The sequence below is a fragment of the Nocardia jiangxiensis NBRC 101359 genome, assembly GCF_000308615.1.
Lineage (GTDB): Bacteria > Actinomycetota > Actinomycetes > Mycobacteriales > Mycobacteriaceae > Nocardia > Nocardia jiangxiensis.
The window spans coordinates 20,386-38,668 of record NZ_BAGB01000167.1 but is presented as its reverse complement, the minus strand read 5'-3'; the positions used below and the strand labels follow the sequence as shown (position 1 = coordinate 38,668).

Here is an 18,283-nt window from a genome sequence, read left to right as displayed (position 1 = left end):
GAAATTCACCCCTGATCCGGAGGATCACCAGTGCCTGTTGAGCCATCCCGTAACGACACCCCTGCCGACGCCGGGCCCCTCGATCGCCTGACGGTGATCGATCTGTCGACCACCCTGCCCGGCGCACAGGCCACGATGTTCCTGGCCGATGCCGGCGCGGAAGTGATCTTCGTAGAGCCCCCCTCGGGCAGTCGGCTGCGTGCGTTGCCGGGGTGGCCCGCGCTCGGGCGTGGCAAGCAGAGCATCACCCTCGACCTGCACGAGACCGCGGACGCCGAGACACTGCGCGGCCTGCTGCGCGCGGCCGACGTGCTGGTCACCACCATGCGTCCCGCATCCGCCGCCCGGCTCGGACTCGGCCCCGCCGCACTGGCCGGACTGAATCCCCGGCTGGTCAGCGCCGCGATCACCGGCTGGGGCTCGACCGGACCGTTCAAAGACATGAAGGGCTATGAGGCCCTGGTAATGGCAAAGCTCGGCATCATGTACGGCAAACGCCAGACCACGACCCGCCCCGGTCCGTCGTTCGTGCCCACTCCGTTCGCCTCCTGGGGCGCCTCGCAGACCGCGCTGCACGGCATCCTGGCCGCACTGCTCGAACGCGAGGACAGCGGGATCGGCCAGCACGTCGACGCCGATCTGGTCCGCGGCATCGCGACGATGGATACCTGGCAGTGGTTCTCGGAGCTGGTGGTGAACCGGTGGCCCGACGCCTTCGTCCCGGTATCCGCGTTCGACGACGAGGGCAACCCCAACGGGCATCTGATCTACCCGTTGCTCATCACGCCCACCAAGGACGGACACTTCGTCCAGTTCGCGCAGACCGAGCCGCGCCTGTTCCTTGCGCTGATGAAGGAATTGGACCTGACCTGGATGTTCACCGATCCGAAATGGGCCGGGGTCCCGCGACTCGACGACGTCGCGTTGCGAAGGGAACTGTGGGAGATCATGCTCGAGCGGGCATCGGCCCGCACACTCGCCGAGTGGCAGCAGGTCTTCGACACCAATCCCGATCTGAGCGCGGAGGTCTTCCGCACCCCGGCCGACGCCCTGCGGCATCCGCAGCTGGTGCACGACGGACGGGTCGTGACGATCACCGATCCCGATCTCGGCGAAGTCACCCAACCCTCCACCCTGGTCCACGTGCACGGCGCCGCCCTGGCGCCGCCACGCCTGGCACCGCGTCCGGGCGCGGACAGCGCAGCACTACGGCAACGGGCCGGGACCGCAGTAGCCGGGCCGGGTGCAGGCCAAACCCCGAGCGCCCCAACGCCATCCGGCAGTGCCCCTGGTGAACTTCCGCTGGCGGGCACCACCATTCTCGAGCTCGGTTCGATGTTCGCCGGTCCCTACGCCGCCACACTGCTCGCCGACCTCGGTGCGCGGGTGGTCAAAGTCGAGCCGCTGACGGGTGACACCATTCGCGGACTGGTGCCCTTCCCGGAAGCCGGCGGCGCAAAAGTGATGCAGGGCAAGGAATCCATCGCCCTGGATATGCACACCCCCGAGGGTCTGGCGATCGTGCACCGATTCGCCGAGCGAGCCGATGTGGTGCTGCAGACCTACCGTGCGGGTGCGGCCGAGCGGGCCGGAGTCGACGCCGCCACGCTCACCGCGCTCAACCCCGATCTCGTCTACTTGTGCGCACCGGGTTACGGGGTGGACGGACCATACGGCGCGAAACCCGCCTACGCGCCCTCGATCGGCGCGGCGACCGGCCTCGGACTCACCGACGTACCGGACGCCACCGCGCGGGTCGGCACCCTGGACGAGGTCAAGGCCGCTGTGATCCGCCTCTATGCCGCGGCCGCCAATCTATCGGTGCAGGCAGACGGCGTCGCGGCGCTCGGGGCCGCCTCGGCCATGCTGCTCGGACTGCTCGCCCGCCGTCGCGGCCGGCCGCTCGGCACCCTGACCACCACGATGATCGCGACCGGATCCCACGCACTGGTGGACCGCAACGTCGACTATCCGGGACGGGTCGAGGCGCTGTGCCCCGACCACGAGATGTACGGCTACAGCGCCCGTTACCGCCTCTACCGTGCCGAGGACGGCTGGATCTTCCTGGCCGCACCGCTCGAACACGAATGGCCGGTCCTGACCGCGGCGCTCCAACCGTACGTCCGGCTGGCCGAGGACCCGCGTTTCACCACCGAGTACGCCCGGACCGCGAACGACGCCGCCCTCGCCGAGGTACTGGCCGGCGTCTTCGCTTCTCGCGCAAAAGATTTGTGGGAGAAGGAACTCGGCCGAGCCGATATCGGCTGCGTCGCGGTGGCCGAACAGGTGGCGGAGAAGACGCTGCAGCAGGACGAGTACTTCGAGGCCGGCTACACCGTGACCGCGACGCATCCGACATTCGACGTGCATCGCAGGCTCGCCCCGGCCACCACCTTCTCGCGATCCCGGACCAAGGCCGACGGCGGCTGCCTCATCGGCGAGCACACCGACGCCCTACTCGCCGAAATCGGGTACGACGCAGCGGCAATCGCCGATCTGCGGGCCCGCGGGATCGTGGCTTGAACGACCCCGGCGAGAAAAGCCGCTCACCCCCACGTGCGGCAACGCCTACCCGGCGAGTAGCTCGTCCCTGTTCACCTTCAGAAAGAAGAATCGATGCGTTACACCACCTGGGCGGCGGCCCTTGTGGCCATTGCCGCCTCCATCTCGGTCGCGGCCGCGGAGCCCGCTGTCGCAGCCGCGGACCAACCGGCAACCAGCACACCGGCCGATCCAACCCCCGTTCCCGCTGCCACCTCGACCGACCCTCGCACCGAATATCTCGAGGCCTTCGACGCAATCGCCGGTGCGTGGGCCGGCACCTCGATAGTCGGCCAGGTCGTGGGCACGGCAGCCGGTATCGCGGTCGGCTGTCCACTCGGCGCGGTGACCGGCGGCTCACTGACGATTCCGGTACCGGTGCTGACCCCGGTGGGCATTATCGGCGGATGCGTCGTCGGCGGGGCGGCGCTGGGCTTTCTCGGCGCAACGGTCGGCGGAATCGTCACCGGCACACCGAGTTTGGCCAACGCAATGAGCCAGCAGTACAGCTCGCTCCATGCCCGGGGCCTGATCGCGCAGCAGGTGCCGTCCACAGAGTCCACGGAGGAGTCGAAATGAAACGCAGTACACACGGCGCCGCCGTCACCGCCCTCATCGCCACGGCAGTTGTCGCGGCGGCGGGCGCCGCACACGCCGACACCACCCCGGCGACCACACCGCCACAGGATTGGCTGCATACCGAACTCGCGCCCGGGGTCGTCTTCGCCGACGACGTCGCCACCGGCATTGCGGCCGTACGTACGCCGATCGGCACAGTCGCGGTGCGGCCCAATGGGTTCGACCTGCGCGATGCGGCGGGGAACACCGTCCTGGGCACACCGATCGACCTACCCGCCACACCCGAAGCCACCACCGTCGATGCGCCCCCTCCCCGGACATCATCGGACATCGCGAGCCGCCCGAACACGGTTGCGGCGCAGTCGGCGCCCGAGGACCTCATGTCGGATATCAATCAATCGGTTGCCGCGGCAGCGCCGCACATGGGTCTGGCGATGGCGGTCGGCGCACTGGGCGGCTCCGTGATCGGCATAGCGCTCGGTTGCCCGTTCGGAATCGCCACCGGCGGAACCCTGCTGTCCCTGGCCACGCTGGGGACGATGACCATTCCGGCCGTCGTCGCGACCTGCGCGGTGGGTGCGGTGGCCGTGGGCGGATTGGGTGCCAGTCTCGGCGGTGCCGCGGTGGCCATCCCGGTGGGCATCGCGGCCGGCACGCAGAAGTTCGATCAGCTCCAGGCGCAACGAGCACAGTCGCGCACACCGTCGCCGACCCGGCCGAGCAACAGCTGACGACCAGCGATGTTCCGGATGTCCGTGACACCGATCGCCGGAACATCGCCACTCGACGACTACGCGTAGACCTGCAAAACTTATTAAACCTAGTACGATATATTCTGGCGTTCAAGGAAAACCGTGAATATGCAGCGGCGCATAGGCTACCGGCGAGCATCGGCTCGGCCACCCGGTCGAACCGGTCGACGATAACGATCCATTGGGAGGAAGCACGTGGCTGACAGGGCCCTGGCACCGATCTTCGATTCGCGCGGCGCGGCCTCACGCGCGATCCGCACGCCCAAGACCGCCCAGCTGGTCGCACACAACCTTCGCCGCATGATCATCGATGGCGAGCTGAAGGACGGTGACCACCTCCCCCACGAGGCCGAACTGATGGAGCACTACTCGGTCAGTCGGCCCACATTGCGCGAGGCCGTGCGCGTCCTGGAATCCGAACGACTCGTCGAGGTGCGCCGCGGCTCGCGCTCCGGCGCCCGCGTCTGCGTGCCCGGTCCCGAGATCGTCGCCCGACCGGCATCGCTGCTGCTCGAACTCTCCGGCGCCACGGTCGCCGACGTCTTCGTCGCGCGCGAGGCCATCGAGCCCGATGCAGCACGCATTCTCGCGACCGAGGGCACCGAGGAAGATTTCGACGAGCTCGAGCGCATCGTCGACGAGGACATCCCCGCCGCCTTCGCCTCCGACAATCTGGCGGCCGGGACCTCGGCCTTCCACCTGCGGATCGTGCAGTTGTCGGGAAACGCGACGCTCGCCATCATCGCCGGCATGCTGCACGAGATCACCGAGCGCCACACCGGTGCGGTGCTGTTCGAGACCCGTGCGGACAAGGAACGCTACGAGTCCTCCTACAAACTCGAGATCCGTTCCTGCCGCCGCCTGATCAAACTGCTGCGTGCCCGCGATGCCGACGGCGTGTTCGCGCACTGGCAGAAGCACATGGTCAACGCCCGGCTCTCGTTGTTGGAGGGCCGTGAGGACGTTCAGGTTCGCGATATCCTCGACTGATCGCCCCCGGCCCGAGGGCCCGTAATCCGTTGCGGGAGAACCTCCGTTGCGGGAGAACCGCAGACTCATTTCCGAGCAGCTGGTCGATCCCGGCGCGTCCGCGTTCTCGAGGCGGAACATGGCGAAACTCGCCGGGATGGACGGGACACAAGCTGCTGCGCGCCCGCGACGCCGATAGCGTGTTCGCGCACCGGCAGAAGCACATGGTCGACGCCCCGTCTGTCGATGCTCGAGCGCCGCGATGATGTTCAGGTGCGCGACATCCTCGACCAGGGCCGCGGTCCGACCGATCCGGGCGCGCGCAATCCATTGCGGCAGAGCCCTTTCGATCAGCGCGGACCCTAGTGAGATCGCACGCCGACGTCGATGTCGTCTATGCTGGCGAATGGTCTGAAGTCCGCCCGGCCGAACCACGATGGGCGGGCGACGTGTCCTGGTTCGGGGCGTGCCCAGCGCACCCAGTCACCCCAGTCATTGCGGGACAGCTTGTCCTCCAAGGCTTGCGGAAAGCGTCGTTCCGCCTCTGCGTAAGCGCGGGCGAAGCTCTTCATCTCGCCCATGATCCAGATGTCTTCTTCGCGACTCCATTTACCGCCTCCGGCGTAGTCGATGACTTGATAGGAGGGGAAGTCGATCGGCGGCACGCCCGGCTCCGGGTTGTCGGCGCGATTGAGCGCCTGATAAACGACTCGATTTCCGTCGATGACATACCACTTCAGCACGGTATAGACATGAGGCGAGGCGCCCATCGTACCTTCGATGAACGCCGCAATCTCCGCACGGCCGGTGAATGTTCCGTAGAAATGGTCGAAATACGTTGCGTCCTCTGCGAACAGATCCACCCATGCCGTCCAGTCCTCCAGCACCGGACCCGTCATGAAGTAGCGCTTGAACTCTCTTTCGACCTCTGCGTAATCCGTCATGGAACTCCCTCGTAATCGTTGTGACATTCCTGGTAGCAGCATCGAGTCAACGGCCCAGCGATGCCGTGGGTTGCCGAGACCGCCGCTGCCGACGTCGGCGGTCATGTGTGGCCTGGTGGCTGCCGACCGCTCAACCGACCAACCGGAGGTCTTCATCGGCGAGTTCGAGGGTGGCATCGGTATCCACTCGTTCAGCGGGACGCAGGAATCCGCTTCTGCGATGGAAATGCTCGATATGCCCAGCGGGCACATCCTCTCGATCACTCAGCAAGCGACTCGGATCGGGGCCGATCCGTTCGGCGACGGCTCGAATGTGCGCAGCGTCGACCGGGAACGCACGCAGCGCGTTCTCCCCGAGAATCAGTCGTGCCTCGCTCTCGGGAACGCCGTCGAATGCCACCCGGATCCAGTCCCAGGTGTCCGGCCACATCCCTTCCGGGTGCGGATAGTCGATGCCCAGCATCAGCCGTTCGACACCGACGGCCTCGCGGGCCTCCACCTCGGCCTTGTGGATCGACGACGGCGTCGCGAAGCAGTGTCGCGCCCAGTATTCGCTCGGACGCATCTTCAGCGGCGTCGTCCGCTGCTCGTACCAGGAATCCAAGAGCTGCAACGTCGCCGGGACCCAGTCCGAACGGACTTCGGCCAGCACGAAGCGCAACGAGGGGTAGCGGTCGAAGACACCGGCCAGCATCAGCTGCCAGAGCAGCCGCCGCGGACCGAAATCCAGACGGAACGGCGAGGCCGGGGACTCGGCGAATTCTTTCTGCAGCGCCGCCCGCGCCTCCTCGTCGAGATGCTGCTGGGCGGCCAGCATCTGGGTGGCCTCCTGCTCACCCAGGTGCGTGGTGACGAATGCGGAGATGAACTCCTGATAGCGGCCCTGCGGGAACCCCCACCCGGCGTGCACCATCAGGGTCATGTCCAGGTCGGCACATGCCTGCCAGAACGGCTCGTAGTGGTCGCTGAGCAGCGAGGGCAGACTCGGATCCTCAATGATGCCGGGCACCCCTACGCTGACGAAGCCGTGTTCCCGGGCCCATCGCAGTTCGCGGACGGCAGCATCGATGTCGTGACACGGCCCCGGATCGGCCATGCCGTGCAGGCGACCATCGCCCCCGGCCATGAAATCGGCCAGCCAACGGTGGTAGGCATGCACGCCCGCCGTGCGCAGGTCCGCCTCGAACGGTTTGTTGACCACGCTGAACAACGGGAGCGAGGAGAACTGGTGCCCCGGCACCAGCAATTCGCCCGCGACCCCTTCGCGGTTCAGCTGTTCCATGCGAACCGCGATGTCCCAGCCCCCGAAGCGTTCGGGAGCCGCCGGGGACCACAACCGCTCCGAGCCCTCGGGTTTCTGTTCGGCAGGCCGTGAGGTGAAGTCCGGCGCGATCATGCGGCGATACGCGCGTTCCTCCTCGACCAGAAGGTCGGCGACGGTGTCACGAACGTCGCGGGCGAAGTACGGCAGATAGTCCTTCATCCGTTTGGCCCCCGCGTGCCCGTCCGCCGAAAAAATCACGATCTTGCCGGGTGTGTCAGCCACACTGTCTCCTTGCTCCGGACTTGCAGGTGCCAGGCGATACGGTCCAACCAGGCCGATCGGACCGGTAGGCCTATGTCGCTATCCTTGTATGGTCGGTGACATACAATCTGCATGTGGAGGATACAAGCTGTATGTACAAGGGTCAATCGGCGGCGAAATCCGAGAAGCGGCCCGTGCGCACGGCCGAGATCGCCGACCGAGCCGAGGCCACCCGCGCCGCACTCATCGCCGCGGCACGCCGGCTGTTTGTCGAAAAGGGTTATCACGCAACAGGAACCGAGGAGATCGTCGCAGCTGCCGGCGTAGGCACCCGCGGCGCGCTGTACCACCACTTTCCCAATAAGCTGGCGCTGTTCAGGGCCGTATTTCTCGCCGTCGCCGAACAGGTGCACAGTCAGGCGCCGCAGCCGGACCAGACCGACGACGCGCTGGCCGATCTCCGAAAAGGCCTGCGCGCCTACCTGAAATCGTCGCTGACCGGCGAGGTCCAGCGCATCCTGCTGGTGGACGGTCCCGCCATCCTCGGCTGGCAGCAGTGGCGCGAGCTTCAGGTCGAGTTCGGGCTCGGGTCGATACGCGCATTGCTCGCACGCGCAGTGGACCAGGGCACGATGACCCCCCAGCCACTCGATGTGCTGGCGCATGTGCTGCTCGCGGCCACCGATGAGGCCGCACAGTTCGTCGCCAACTCCGCCGATCCTCTCCGAGCCCGCGACGAGGCCATCGGTGTGATCGACGGACTACTCGAAGCCCTCGGCCGCCAACGATCTTGAGACTCTGCGGCACCTCGGCACACGATCGGCCGCCGGCGTGTACAGACCACACGCAGAACAGCGTGCGGAGTTGCCGTTCCGCACCATCGGCGGCGGTCGCGTCCGCCGCCGATGGTGAGCAGGTGGAGAAACCGGGCGAACGCCGGACCGGTCGTAGGCGCGGCGACAGACCTCCAAGTGCGCGCTAGATCTTCGACCGGCAAGTAGGGATCGAAACCGCTCATGGCACGCAAGTCGCTGCGGCAGAAGGATTTTCGGGCGCATGCATGGATGTGAACGGTCCGACACGGCATGAAGGACCTACGTCGTCGAACCTGCCCGACATATGACGCACTCGCCGGCGGCGCGGTGCGCACCCCGGCGAGCCCGTCCGAGTTCCGAATTCAGCCGCGTTTCGCGGCACGCAGCTCGCCGTGCCGGGCGAGCATCTGCGCCGCGACCACCTCGAGCTCCTTCGGCGGGGTCGGCAAGGCGACCAGTCCGGCCTCGCGACTCGGCAGGGCGATGGTCGCGGTCGCCGGACAGGTGATCTCGCCGCGCTGACTGGTGCCGCGGAACTCGACATCGACCAGATGGCGGTCACCGTCGACCCGCTTGCCGACGACCTCACCGGTGATCGTGTGAGTGTCGCCCTGGTAGTTGAACTTCCGCATCTGGCTCGACATGCTCACCAGCCACGCGTCGTCGCCCATCCAGTCGGTGAGGTAGTGCGAGAGCCAGCAGTCGCGCATCATGCCGTAGTCGTAGGCGGCGGGCAGGCCGATCGATCGGGCATAGTCGCTGTCCCAGTGAATGCGTTGTGCGACATCGGGAATGCCCTGCTCGTTCGGGATGTAGAACGGGGCGATGCGCTGCCGATTCTTGTAGGTCAGGCGCGCGGTCGAAGGGGTGTACGGGGCGAAACCGTAACCGCCGGAATGGAAGACGACCATATCGGTGGTCGTCAGCGGCCCCTTGGCCATGGTGCCGAGGCTCTCGCCGACCGAAACATCCTCGTAGTAGCGGGTATTCGCGCCCCGGCGTTGCTCGGCCGCATAGATCTCGTCGATCTTCGCGATATCCTCGGGAGTGTAGGAGGCCGGCTCGATCGCCTGGTACTTGTTGCGCTTCTTCGACTCGTGGCGCTCGGTGTGGATCGTGATCACCTTCTGCACCTGTACGACCTCGGCGCGCTGGTTCATCTGGACGTGCGAGCGCGTGACGATCAGCGAACGACCTGCGAACTCGGACTCCTTGAGCTCCACGTCGCTGAAACCCTGGAACGAGTACAGGGTGTCGCCGTCGTACACCGGGCGGTACCAGTCCGTGGTGGTACCCGAGACGAACACGTGGATACCGCGGAACGACGGGCGGCGCTGCTGTTTCGGGACCGGATCCGCACGCAGCTCCCGGGTCAGCGCGATATTGATCATCGGAGGTGCGATCTGCCCGCCCCAGCGGGTGTCGAGGCCGTACTCCTCGTCGACGAACAGCGGGTTGTCGTCGCCGTAGCTGCGCGCGAAATTGCGCATGACGTCGGGCGTTGCGCGAGTGAACTGCTCACGCTGGGTGACCGCGTGATAGATGCCGACAAGATCGTGTGCGCGCTGGATGTCCTCGTCGCGGAAGGTGTACACCTTCGGTGCGTCCTTCTGCGTCTCTTCCGCCGTCGTCATCCGTATTACCTCCGTGGTCGTGAGCCGATGTGGACCCGTGCCGTGGTTCGGCGACAGGGCCCCATACCTGAGGGGCGCAGACCCCACCTTACCTAGAAAGTATACTAAGTGAAAGAGGTTGATGGAGGTTTGTGCATCAGTTAGATATCTAAGTTAGCGATGACAGCAGTGCGTGAGCCCGAAAATACCGATGCCCCTTCCGGACTCCGGAAGGGGCATCGGTATCGACAGGTGTACGCGTTCAGACCACCAGGTCGTCGGCGACGATCCGTTCGAGCACGTGCCGCCGGACCAGCTTGCCGGTCTCCGTGCGCGGCAACTCGTCCCAGTAGACGATCCGCTCGGGTGTCTTACTGCCGCGCAGCACATTTCGCACATAAGCGCGCAGTTCCTCGGGGTCCAGCCGCATTCCGGCGCGCACCACCACCGCCGCCTCGATGCGGTGTCCCCATTCCTCGTCCGGCACACCGACGACGGCGGTATCCAGCACGGCAGGATGCCGCAGGATGACATCCTCGATCTCGGCCGGTGCGATGTTCTCCGCGCCACGGATGATCGTGTCGTCCACCCGTCCGCCGATGTAGAGGTACCCCTCCTCGTCGAGAAATCCCTGATCGCGAGTATTGAAGAAGCCGCTGTCGTCGACCGCGCGACCGATGCCGGCGTACTCGGCGGACACCTGCTCACCGCGGACCCAGATGCTACCGGTGACGCCGGGACCCACCACCACGGCGTTCGCATCCCGGATCTCCAGATCGATGCCGGGGACCGCTCGGCCGACCGACCCCAGCCGAGCACGCACGGCGGGGTCGTCGCCGGCCAGCGCGGCGCGATGCTCCTCGGGACCGAGCACCGCGACGGTGGAGCTGGTCTCGGTGAGTCCGTATGCGTTGACGAATCCGACCTCCGGCCACATCCGCAGCGCCTTCTCGATGACCGAGGTCGGCATCGGCGCGCCGCCGTACGCGAGTGCGCGCAGCGACGGCAGCGCCTTGTCCGCCTCGGATTCGACGATCCGCGCGAGCATTGTCGGAACGACCAGCGCGTTGGTGATCTCCTCCTCGCGGGCCAGTTGCAACCACTGCGCGGGAGTGAACCGCTCGAGCACCAGTGTGCGCCGGCCCGAATACAGGCTGGTGATCGCATTCGCCACTGCCGCAATGTGATACGGCGGCACACTGATCAGCGCGGCATCGGTCGGCTCGGCGGAGCCGAACTCGACCGAACCGAATACGTACGAGGTGAGGTTCTCGTGCCGCAGCAGCACACCTTTGGGCGCCGAGGTGGTGCCGCTGGTGTAGATGACGACCGCCGGGGCGCCGGTTTCCCCGGCGTCCGGCGACGCGGTGACGGGCTGGGCGGTCCTGGCCAGCCACTGCTCGGGGGTGAGCACAGTGAGCCCGGCCGCCTGCAATGTCGGCACCTGCGCCTCGTCGGCGATACCGATCGCCCGCGGATGGTTGGCCAGCAGCGACTGGAGCTGCTCCGCCCCGAGACGGTAGTTCACCGGCACCAGCGGAACCCCGGCCCGCGCGGCGGCGAACATGGCGACCGGGAAGGCCGGGCCGTTGACCGCGAGGTAGACCACCGAGTCCGCACCGGATTCGCGGATCGCGGCCGCACCCGCCGCGGACATCTCCGCGAGCCGCACGGCGGTGATACCGCCTTCGCGGCGGCCGATCACCACCCGGTCGCCGAAGCCGTCGACCGCCATATCCAGCAGCATCGTCACATTCATTCGCAACTCCAAGGGTTCACGTACTGATCGAGCCGGTGGTCAGTCCGAGGAAGGAAGCGGTTTGGCCTGCTTGACCTCCAGCGGGCGATCATCCACCGCCAACGAGGCGTCACCGGCCTTGGTGCACAGCACCTCGAGCCCGGCCTCCTCGTCGACGTAGCGCTTGCCGAGCAGGGTGCCGCCGCGATGCGCGGGGGAGATACCGCTGCCGTCGCCGACCCCGGCCCTACCTGCCACCATCTCCGCACCGCCGCAGGTCAAGGCGATGTCCCGGGTGGGTGCGCGCACGACGATGAGCGCGGTCGCATCGGTGGTACTCGCCAGCGCCTGGCCTACCTTCAGAATCACGGTGCCTCCATGTGTGCCTGTTGCCGGACCGGTCCACATCACCGGTGAGTGTTCTCGATACTGCACCGGCCGGTGGCCTCTGTCACATAGTTTAGATAGTACTATAAGTAAGCGATGCGAGGTACATGCAATGTGCCTCGCGTAGTCCCCTCGGGCGAGCGGCATTCACCGCTCGACACCGATGTCCTCCGCACTCCCCGCACACCATCACCATCGACGAACCCGGGCATGCAGCGCGTCGGCCTCCACCATTCCGTCCGGTTCCAGGACTTCCGCTCCGACGAATGGCACGTCCAGACCGGAACAGCACCCTGGTAGCCGGCACCGTGCCAGAGGAATTACTGCGACTGCGAAAAGTAGCCGCGCGGTGACATCGGGCGACATCTGTCACTCGGTTTCGAAAAGGGCGGTCAAGTCCTCGATCGCCGACGCCAGCGCTGGGTGCGGCGTTGTCCGGTCACGCAGCCATGCGAGTGCAAGCTGACCTTCGCGCCAACTTCTGTCCTCGATCGGGATCAGCTTGAACTCCGGCGGTGAGAACACCCGCCCCAAGGACGAATCGGGAGCGTAGGCGACCAGAAGCACCAGTCGTTTGCTGCGGACCTGTGCCGCGAGTTCGACCTCACTTCCCCTGCGACCCGGGGCGGCGTGAACGACCTGGGTCACACCGCGCTTGTCGAGCTGGCGAACCAGGGTCGACATTGCGAGCTGGTTGACACTGGCGATGTCTATGGCAACCTGCCGATCACGCAGATCCGCCATGGTCACGGCGTAGCGTGACGCCAACGGATCATCACTGCGTACCGCGATCCCACTCTGGTAGCGGGTGATCACCCGGTAATCGACCCTGGAGTCGGTGCACGGCAGATGGATCAAGCCCAGATCCAAATGACCGGCGACCAGGTGTGCGGCCACCTCTGCCGCGGAACCCGGAATGCTGAACTCCGCCGGTGTAGTCAGCTGACACACCGCGTCTTCGAATGCGTACAACAGATCCGAGGGCGCATACGCCGTCGCGCCCACCCGTAGCGGCTCGACGCGATCTGTGATGCTGTTCGCGGTCGCCTCGAATTCGGCGACCAGATCGAGTATCCGCCGCGCAGGCGTGACGAGGGCAGTGCCCAGCGCCGTCAGCCGCACCGCATGGTAGTCGCGTTCGAACAACGGGCCGCCGACCTCGCGTTCCAGAAGCTTGATCTGTTTGCTGAGCGGGGGCGGGGTGATGTGCAACCGATCGGCGGCACGCTTGAAGTGCAGTTCTTCCGCGACCGCTAGAAAATACTTCAGGCGGGTGAAGTCAATACTCATGTGATCGCCCCACGTCGTCGTCGACCCCTGGACGCATGTTATGTGAGGACGCCGAACCACCCATGGCCCAGGTCCGCCACGGCTACCGGACCTGGGGACGAGAAGCAACTTCGAGGACTCCCCGGCTCACGAGGTCATCGATCTGCGCCTCGTCCAAGCCGAGTAGATCCTGCGCGATCCGGTAGGTCTGCTCACCGAGCAGCGGTGCCGGACCGAGCGGCGGCACGGCCACACTCTCGGCGTGAATCTGCACATTCTCCATCACATAGGGCTCTCTCCCGTACGGATGATCCTCCACGCGAAATGTGTTGCGGCCGCGGCAGTATTCCCATTCCGGCAGATCGATCGCGCGCAGCATCGCACCGGCGGGAACCCCGGCGGCCTGCAATGTCGCCATCACGTCGAAAGGGGCATGCTCGGCAGTCCAGTCCGATACCGCCGTCTCGACGCGTTCGCGCTGCGTCATCCGTCCGGCCGCGGTGGACAAGCTCGCATCCGACATCAGATCGGGGCGCTCGATCACCGCGCAGAGCGCCGCCCAATCGGCATCGCCGCGTACCGTGACCGCCACCCATTCGTCGTCGCCCGCGGCGGCGAAAACACCCCACGGGGCATCGTGCACGCCGCCGGTCACGGCGCGGCCGCCCTCGGCAAGTTCTTCCGCGACGATCCGCGAGCCGAAATGGCTCAACATCACCTCCGACTGCGCGATGCTCGCCGACCCGCCACGCACCGTGCGTTCACGGCGGATCAGCAGCGCGAGCGCGGCCATCGCGCCGATTCGAGCGCAGACGTGATCCGGGTACACGGTGATCGCGTCACTGAAACTGCCGGGCTCGCCCGGATACACCCACTGATCGGTGCAACCGGTGGCGGCCCGGACCAAGGGGCCGTAGCCCAGCCGCTTGGACCATGGACCGGTGGGCCCGAAGGCGGAGCTGTCGACGACCACGATGCCGGGATTGACATCTTCGAGCGAGGCGTAGTCGAGCCCCAGTGAATTCATCACTCCGGGTTTGAAATTCGTCAGCACGACATCCGCGGAGCGGGCGAGTTCCCGGACCAGTCGCTTGCCTTCGGGGTCGCGGAGGTTGATGCCGATGCTGCGCTTGTTGCGGTGACCGGCGGCGAATCCGGGTGTCATTCCGGCCGGCCCCTGCGAGCCGCGGGCGCCGTCGATGAAGGCGGAATTCTCGATCTTGATCACGTCCGCGCCGAGATCGCCGAACAGCCGCCCGGTGTCGCCGCCCACCACGATGACACCGAGGTCCAGCACACGAATCCCGTCCAGTGGCAGGTTGTCCCGGGTCCGCGGGCGTGAAGCCAGGATCGCGCTGCTCGGCCGCCCCACTGCGGCGTCGGCCGCGGCGTCGACCCACGCTCGGGCACCATCGATCTCGACCACCCCGGCCGGAATCGGACCGGCCAGACCCGGTGCGATTTCGACCCGGCGCAGGAATCCGCGCGCACGAATCTGCTCGGTTGTCAGCGCTTCGTCCAACGTCAGCACCCCGGCCGTCGGGACCCCGTATCGCTGTCCCTGCTGCTCGAGTTCGGCGCGCGTCTTGTCGGCGAAATGCCGTGCGATGGCGGGCAGCAGAGTCGATGACCGGAATCTGACTATCAGCTTGTCGTACTCCGGGCCGGCGAATTCCTCGGGACGGCCCATCCACTCGAACATGCCCCGCCATTGCCGCGTGGCCAGCACACAGATCCTTGCGAACCCGTCCTTGCAGGGAATAATCGGATATTTGTAACGCTCGTCGGCGCGTCCTCGAGGCAGCGCGCTGAGCGGCACCCCGGCCGACGCGCTGCCGGTCATGCCGTAGGCGGGATCGAGTGCCTGCATCGCGCCGTCGAGGATCGAGAAGTCGATGCGGTCGCCCCGTCCCGTCCGCAGACGGTCGAGGTACACACTCAGAGTCAGGAACGCCGCTTGTGCGGCGGCAACGTCGTAGGGGAGCTCTCCAGGCGGTACGAGCGGGTCGCGCCCCGGAAGGCCGGAACGGGACAGCTCGCTGGTGAGTGCGTGCAGGACAGGCGTAGTGGCCTGCCAGGTGCTGAAGTCGTTGCCGCGGCCGAAATCACTGACGGACAACAGAACCAGGGCCGGGTGCCCCTTTCGGATCTCTGCGGCATCCAGCGCCGCCTCGGCCGGACTACCGGGCGCGGTGTTCTCGAGGAGAATGTCCGACGCCGTCAGGAGTTCGTCCCAATCCGCTCGCCCGGCACGAGTCGACCGATCGATAACGACCGCCCGGGTACCCCGGGTGGCGATGGCGGTGCCGAGAGGGACACCGTCGACGACCGGGCCGAAGCCTCTGTCATCATCGGTGACGCCTGTCAGGTGCACACGGGTGACCGATGCGCCGAGATCGACGAGATGCCGGCCGACGTTCTGCATCGGACCGGAGATGAGGTCGACGACCCGGACGCCGAGCAGGGGCGGATCGTAGCTGGGGGTGCTGTTACTCAAGGCCAACTTCCTTGTCGGTGCGATTGGCGTTCTCACGCCGCCCATATCTCGGCGTCGTTGCTCAGGACGACGTACGACCGGGCACTGTGAGCCCAATGCTGGCGCGCGCACCCTGCGCTGTACATCATGGATCGGGACACCGACCCATGTGCGGATCGCTCATCTACCGGGACCTGGTGCATGTCCGAACCGCACATCTGGTCGTGAGCAAGCAGATCGTTTACCGCCGTCGCGCGACATGGAAATGTCGGGATCAGACCACAACGGGGTGACATTTCGGAGAGGGAAACATGACGAGCACGGATGGGCCGCCGGTGACGGCGCCACAGGTGAGCGTTGCCGAGGAAGTACGTTCCTGGCTCGCGGACAACTGGCAGGGTGTGAACGACGCCGCGTGGCGACGTCGAGTGGTCGACGCCGGCTGGGCCGCGCCCACCTGGCCGAAGGATGCCTACGGCCTGGGCCTGTCCCGAGCGGATGCGAAAACGATCGCGGCGGAATTCCGTGCGGTGGGCGCGCGCGGAGCGGCCATCGAGAGCCGTGGCTATCCCGCGCTCGCTGGAAATACGATCGTCGAATTCGGCTCCCCGGAGCTCAAGCGCGACGTGCTGCCCAAATTGCTGTCGGGCGAATGGAGTCGCGGGTGCCTGCTCTACAGCGAACCCGGTAACGGCTCGGACCTGGCAGGATTGCAGACACGGGCAGAACTGGACAACGACGTGTTCGTCGTGAACGGCCAGAAGATCTGGACGACCGGCGGGCACGAGGCCGACTGCGCGCTGCTGCTCGCGCGGACGGACTGGGACAAGCCGAAACATGCCGGGATCAGCTTCTTCATCATCCCGATGGATCTGCCCGGCATCGAGGTCCGCCCGATCAAGCAGATGACCGGGGAGTCGGACTTCAACGAAGTGTTCCTCACCGATGTCCGTGTTCCGGTGGGTGCGCTCATCGGTGAACTGAACGACGGATGGCGAGTGCTGCAGACCGCGCTCAAGGAGGAACGCCGCACGATGGGCTTCGAGCTCGGTGCGGCGAAACGCGAAAAGGACGGCCGGGCACCGATTTTCACCGGCTCGAACGACCTCATCGCGGCGGCGCGGGAAGCCGGTGAACTCGACGACCAGGCCGTGCGGCAGGAGATCATGCGCATCCATTCGTGGCGTCTGGTGAACGATTGGAACGCGATACGCGCGCGCAAGCAGATCGAGGCAGGCGGCGGTTCCTCACTCGCATCGCTGGGAAAACTCGCGAAATCGCGCATCCTGCACTCGTCCTGGGCATTGCGGTTCCGTTTGCTCGGCGCACGCGGTCTGCTCTACGACCAGGCCGACGAACAAGCCTACGAGGTCGACCACGAGCTGATGTGGTCGTTCATCAACTCGATCGGCGGCGGCACCGATCAGATTCAACGCAACATCATCAGCGAACGGATCCTCGGCCTGCCCAAGGGTTACGAACCAGACCGGGGCGTGCCATTCCGCGACGTCCGCAAGGGCGGCACGACCCGACCGTCCGAGAGCTAGGAGCACGACGATGTTCGGATCATTCACCGAAACCCAGGACCAGTTGCGCGATCTCGTCCGTGACTACCTTCGAGCCAAGTCACCGGAAACCGAGGTCAGGCGCTTGATGGATACCGAGGAAGGGTACGCCCCCGCGGTATGGACCCAGATGGCGCAAGAACTCGGCCTGCACGGCCTGGCGATCCCGGAGCAATACGGGGGCCAGGGTGCGGGTTGGGTCGAACTGGGCATCGTGCTCGAGGAAATGGGCCGCACGCTGCTGTGCGCGCCGTTCTTCTCCACGGTGGTACTCGCTGCCACTGCCCTGCTCGAGTCGGGTGACGAAGAGGCGAAGCAACAGTACCTACCCGCGATCGCCGACGGTTCCCTGATCGCCACCGTGGCACTGCCGCAAGACCACGGACGCTGGGGCCCGGATGGTGTCACCGTTCGGGCGAACCACTCGCCCGACGGTTGGACCGTGAGTGGCGCAATGCCTTTCGTGCTGGACGGAGCAAATGCGCAGCTGATCATCGTGCCCGCGCGGACCGCGAGCGGCATCTCGTTGTTCGCCGTCGACGCGGAGGCTTCCGGACTGACCCGCGAAACCTCGATCACTCTCGATCAAACGCGGAAGTTCGCGACGGTGGAGCTGGACAGCGCTGCGGCACGCCTGATCGGAGCCGAAGGCGGCGCCCGACACGTATTGGAGCGGGTCTTCGATTTCGCTGCCGTCGCCCTCGCCGCCGAGCAGGCCGGCGGGGCTCAGGCGGTGCTGGACACCTCCGTCGATTATCTGAACTCGCGTGTGCAGTTCGGGCAGGTGATCGGCGCATTCCAGGCACTGAAACACATGGCCGCCGATGTGCTCATCGAGGTCGAGTCGGCCAAGTCGGCGGCGTACTACGCTCTCGAAGCCGCCGCAGCAGACAACGACGAACTTCCCGCCGCGGCCGCATTGGCCCAGGCTTACTGCACCGAGGCATTCGTGACCGCGGCGCACCAGAACATCCAGTTCCATGGCGGTATGGGCTTCACCTGGGAGATGTCGGCTCACCTGTATTTCAAGCGCGCCCGCTCGTCGGAAGTGTTCCTGGGTGATGCCTTCGCACATCGCGAGGCACTGGCTCAGCGCATCGGCATTTAACC

At 66.2% G+C, this 18,283-nt stretch carries 14 protein-coding genes; 7 read left to right on the top strand and 7 right to left on the bottom strand.

The features are described from left to right. The first annotated feature begins 30 nt into the window (after positions 1-30). The 4 genes from ON40_RS41075 to ON40_RS41060 all read left to right on the top strand — a co-directional run bounded on the left by ON40_RS41075 (position 31) and on the right by ON40_RS41060 (position 4,862). Positions 31-2,523, top strand: a complete 2,493-nt coding sequence (locus ON40_RS41075; RefSeq protein ID WP_051194392.1) for a CaiB/BaiF CoA transferase family protein — start codon at positions 31-33, stop codon at positions 2,521-2,523. Between the two features lie 93 nt (positions 2,524-2,616). Continuing rightward, the gene (locus ON40_RS48920; RefSeq protein ID WP_157186760.1) at positions 2,617-3,120 is read left to right on the top strand and encodes a hypothetical protein; all 504 of its coding nucleotides are present in this window, start codon (positions 2,617-2,619) and stop codon (positions 3,118-3,120) included. After that, positions 3,117-3,851, top strand: a complete 735-nt coding sequence (locus ON40_RS48915; protein WP_051194390.1) for a hypothetical protein — start codon at positions 3,117-3,119, stop codon at positions 3,849-3,851. The genes ON40_RS48920 and ON40_RS48915 overlap by 4 nt, the downstream gene beginning before the upstream one ends. Positions 3,852-4,067: 216 nt before the next feature. Continuing rightward, positions 4,068-4,862, top strand: coding sequence for a FadR/GntR family transcriptional regulator (locus ON40_RS41060; protein ID WP_040831022.1), 795 nt, complete (start codon positions 4,068-4,070; stop codon positions 4,860-4,862). 341 nt (positions 4,863-5,203) lie between these two features. Here the strand turns inward: ON40_RS41060 and ON40_RS41055 are convergent, their stop codons facing one another. Continuing rightward, a complete protein-coding gene (locus ON40_RS41055; RefSeq protein WP_040831021.1) occupies positions 5,204-5,785 on the bottom strand; it encodes a nuclear transport factor 2 family protein in 582 nt (193 codons plus the stop codon). Between the two features lie 130 nt (positions 5,786-5,915). After that, the gene (locus tag ON40_RS41050) at positions 5,916-7,331 is read right to left on the bottom strand and encodes an amidohydrolase family protein (protein ID WP_040831020.1); all 1,416 of its coding nucleotides are present in this window, start codon (positions 7,329-7,331) and stop codon (positions 5,916-5,918) included. 131 nt (positions 7,332-7,462) lie between these two features. Here ON40_RS41050 and ON40_RS41045 point away from each other — a divergent pair, with 131 nt between their 5' ends. After that, entirely contained in the window at positions 7,463-8,104 is a 642-nt protein-coding gene (locus tag ON40_RS41045) for a TetR/AcrR family transcriptional regulator (protein ID WP_174435114.1), read from the top strand. 383 nt (positions 8,105-8,487) lie between these two features. Here ON40_RS41045 and ON40_RS41040 read toward each other — a convergent pair whose 3' ends face one another. From ON40_RS41040 to ON40_RS41020, 5 genes are all read right to left on the bottom strand, one after another. Next, entirely contained in the window at positions 8,488-9,759 is a 1,272-nt protein-coding gene (locus ON40_RS41040; RefSeq protein ID WP_040831019.1) for an FAS1-like dehydratase domain-containing protein, read from the bottom strand. 241 nt (positions 9,760-10,000) lie between these two features. Then, positions 10,001-11,497: a class I adenylate-forming enzyme family protein gene (locus tag ON40_RS41035; RefSeq protein WP_040831018.1), complete on the bottom strand. Its 1,497-nt coding sequence runs from the start codon at positions 11,495-11,497 to the stop codon at positions 10,001-10,003. 39 nt (positions 11,498-11,536) lie between these two features. Then, positions 11,537-11,845 carry a hypothetical protein gene (locus ON40_RS41030; RefSeq protein WP_040831124.1) on the bottom strand — a complete coding sequence of 103 codons (309 nt, stop codon included), beginning with the start codon at positions 11,843-11,845 and terminating at the stop codon, positions 11,537-11,539. 387 nt (positions 11,846-12,232) lie between these two features. Further along, positions 12,233-13,153: a LysR family transcriptional regulator gene (locus ON40_RS41025; RefSeq protein ID WP_040831017.1), complete on the bottom strand. Its 921-nt coding sequence runs from the start codon at positions 13,151-13,153 to the stop codon at positions 12,233-12,235. An 82-nt stretch (positions 13,154-13,235) separates the two neighbouring features. Next, a complete protein-coding gene (locus tag ON40_RS41020; protein WP_040831016.1) occupies positions 13,236-15,629 on the bottom strand; it encodes a CaiB/BaiF CoA-transferase family protein in 2,394 nt (797 codons plus the stop codon). Positions 15,630-15,919: 290 nt separating this feature from the next. Between ON40_RS41020 and ON40_RS41015 the strand changes: the two genes are divergently transcribed. Together ON40_RS41015 and ON40_RS41010 are read left to right on the top strand one after the other, a co-directional pair. Further along, positions 15,920-17,155 carry an acyl-CoA dehydrogenase family protein gene (locus ON40_RS41015; protein ID WP_040831015.1) on the top strand — a complete coding sequence of 412 codons (1,236 nt, stop codon included), beginning with the start codon at positions 15,920-15,922 and terminating at the stop codon, positions 17,153-17,155. Between the two features lie 10 nt (positions 17,156-17,165). Next, complete coding sequence (locus ON40_RS41010) at positions 17,166-18,281, top strand: acyl-CoA dehydrogenase family protein (protein ID WP_040831014.1); 1,116 nt, start codon at positions 17,166-17,168, stop codon at positions 18,279-18,281. Positions 18,282-18,283: the final 2 nt, after the last annotated feature.

Excerpts from the sequence above, each read along its gene's own strand:
- ON40_RS41025 (WP_040831017.1), bottom strand. The coding sequence starts at position 13,153 with ATGAGTATTGACTTCACCCGCCTGAAGTATTTTCTAGCGGTCGCGGAA.
- ON40_RS41035 (WP_040831018.1), bottom strand. The coding sequence starts at position 11,497 with ATGAATGTGACGATGCTGCTGGATATGGCGGTCGACGGCTTCGGCGAC.
- ON40_RS41015 (WP_040831015.1), top strand. The coding sequence starts at position 15,920 with ATGACGAGCACGGATGGGCCGCCGGTGACGGCGCCACAGGTGAGCGTT.
- ON40_RS41045 (WP_174435114.1), top strand. The coding sequence starts at position 7,463 with ATGTACAAGGGTCAATCGGCGGCGAAATCCGAGAAGCGGCCCGTGCGC.
- ON40_RS48920 (WP_157186760.1), top strand. The coding sequence starts at position 2,617 with ATGCGTTACACCACCTGGGCGGCGGCCCTTGTGGCCATTGCCGCCTCC.
- ON40_RS41010 (WP_040831014.1), top strand. The coding sequence starts at position 17,166 with ATGTTCGGATCATTCACCGAAACCCAGGACCAGTTGCGCGATCTCGTC.
- ON40_RS41040 (WP_040831019.1), bottom strand. The coding sequence starts at position 9,759 with ATGACGACGGCGGAAGAGACGCAGAAGGACGCACCGAAGGTGTACACC.
- ON40_RS48915 (WP_051194390.1), top strand. The coding sequence starts at position 3,117 with ATGAAACGCAGTACACACGGCGCCGCCGTCACCGCCCTCATCGCCACG.
- ON40_RS41055 (WP_040831021.1), bottom strand. The coding sequence starts at position 5,785 with ATGACGGATTACGCAGAGGTCGAAAGAGAGTTCAAGCGCTACTTCATG.